This is a genomic window from Acinetobacter brisouisimilis, assembly GCF_000368265.1.
Classification (GTDB): Bacteria; Pseudomonadota; Gammaproteobacteria; order Pseudomonadales; family Moraxellaceae; genus Acinetobacter.
On record NZ_KB851215.1, the window covers coordinates 1 to 1,980 of the forward strand.

General features: G+C 36.0%; 3 protein-coding genes. 2 read left to right on the forward strand and 1 reads right to left on the reverse strand.

Translation table 11 applies throughout. The annotated features are described in order from the left end of the window. The first annotated feature begins 564 nt into the window (after positions 1–564). Together F975_RS00850 and vapC are read left to right on the forward strand one after the other, a co-directional pair. Positions 565–795 (forward strand): antitoxin, encoded by a 231-nt coding sequence (locus F975_RS00850; RefSeq protein WP_004282079.1) that lies wholly within the window; start codon positions 565–567, stop codon positions 793–795. Next, on the forward strand, positions 792–1,187 hold the full coding sequence (gene vapC / locus F975_RS00855) for a type II toxin-antitoxin system tRNA(fMet)-specific endonuclease VapC (protein WP_004749444.1): 396 nt from the start codon (positions 792–794) through the stop codon (positions 1,185–1,187). The genes F975_RS00850 and vapC overlap by 4 nt, the downstream gene beginning before the upstream one ends. A gap of 273 nt (positions 1,188–1,460) precedes the next feature. Here the strand turns inward: vapC and F975_RS00860 are convergent, their stop codons facing one another. After that, on the reverse strand, positions 1,461–1,727 hold the full coding sequence (locus F975_RS00860; protein WP_004749445.1) for a hypothetical protein: 267 nt from the start codon (positions 1,725–1,727) through the stop codon (positions 1,461–1,463). Between the last annotated feature and the right edge of the window lie 253 nt (positions 1,728–1,980).

Genomic DNA, 1,980 nt, shown 5'->3' on the forward strand with positions numbered 1-1,980 from the left:
CTATTTAACATAATGGTCGTTATACGAAATGCACCAAACTAAAGAAATATAAATCAATAACTTAACCAATTTTAAAAAACCGAAAAACCTCAAAAAAGCCGACTTTGAAACAAGTCGGCTTTTTTATGCTCAATTCTGGAAGCTTTCGCCAATAAAATTGATTAAATTTTAATCAAAATTGGTAATCCCATATATTTTATAAGCCTTTTATGCTCGAAAGAATCCACAATTTCTGCGGATAACCCTTGGGATAAATTTTAAACAATCCTGTACGCTCAGGATGACATTAATTAGGGACCATTGCCTCTATATCATTCCTGTGATTTTTCTTATGATGACGTCATGCAGGAACAGGATGTTCCGGAACGTAAAATGGATGTTTATGTTCTAACGCAAGGATCGTGAGGTACAACAGGACGTTATACCTAGAACCGTATATGAAAAAGCCCCGATAGGATGTCGGGGCTTTTTTATTGTCTTATGATTTTAATGCAACTTTGACACTCTATGCTTTAGTGATATGATATGTATCAATGATACATACCTTAATACTAGGAGCTGAATATGGAAATTGCGAAAGTATTTCAAACTGGTCGCAGTCAGGCTGTTCGCTTGCCTAAAGCCTTTCGTTTTAATGGTACTGAGGTTGCTATCAAAAGCTTCGGACGTGGTGTGTTATTGATGCCAATTGATAATCCTTGGGATGTCATGCTGGAAGCAGTTAACGAGTTCGAGTCTGGATTCCAGTTAGAACGTGCTGATCAAGGTGAACAGTTCCGTGAGGAGTTCAAATGATTTACCTCTTAGACACAAATATTTGTATCTATGTCATCAACTATAAGCCTCAACACGTTTTTGAACGTTTTAAGCAATACCAACTCGGTCAGCTTGCAATTTCAAGTATCACGGCATCTGAACTGGCTTTTGGTGTAGAGAAGTCTGGATCTGAACGTAATAAACAGGCTTTAAACAAGTTTTTGTCACCTTTAGAGATTCTTCCTTACGATGAACATGCCATTTGGCATTACGCCAAATTACGTCAGGATCTTCAATCGACAGGTAAACCGATTGGCAGCTTAGATATGCTGATTGCTGCTCATGCCTTAGCGTTGGATGTTGTATTGGTTACGAACAATACAAAAGAATTTGAACGAATTGATGGGCTAAAGTTAGAGAATTGGGTCTGATAGCAGTGCCTAGCCCCATGCAGGGCTAGAATTCGCATAAGAGGTTTATAGTGATTCAGAAAAAGAAAAGCTGAGCCGTAAAGCTATTGAGGTGAACAAAGCGCTAATCAATCGTGGATAGAACTAATCAAAGATAGTGAGTTAGTACATCGTATTCTAGATCAGACAATTGAAGCACTTGAAGTTAATTATTGTTTTGAAACAAGGTAAAAGTTTTAAATTTGAGACTAAAGCCCACTATTAGATATAGTGGACTTACAAGGTTAAAATGTCTTATTTAATACCAAAATTATCTCCTTTGGTATCAGTTCTTACTATTAGCTTCCAAACCACTTCTCCTTGGAGTACAGTGTGTTGATGTTTATTCTGAGGGGGAAATGGATCACCCTCATTACTTGTAATTTCTTTATTACATCCTTGGCATTTATAAATTCCAGACACTGGAACCGTGTCACCAATAGTGTAAGAATCAGTCCACCACTCTTTTGAGTGAGCGACACTCTGTAAATATTTTTTAGTTTGACTAGTATATCCAGCCATAAAAACTCCTAATTAAAAATCTCTTTTATACCTAATGACTAATTTTTAAGTCATTCTGAAGTCGCATAATTTCATTTATGTTAAATGGAGAGTATGTGAAAAGAGTGCTTCACATACTTTATGAAGGCTAATTATGATTATGTTGAATAACTTTTCTAATGGAATATTTCAATCCATCAAATGTTTGAATACCATCTAATACTGCAAATCTAATTGGGACATTGACTTTTTTATAGTCTCGGAAAGTCATCTT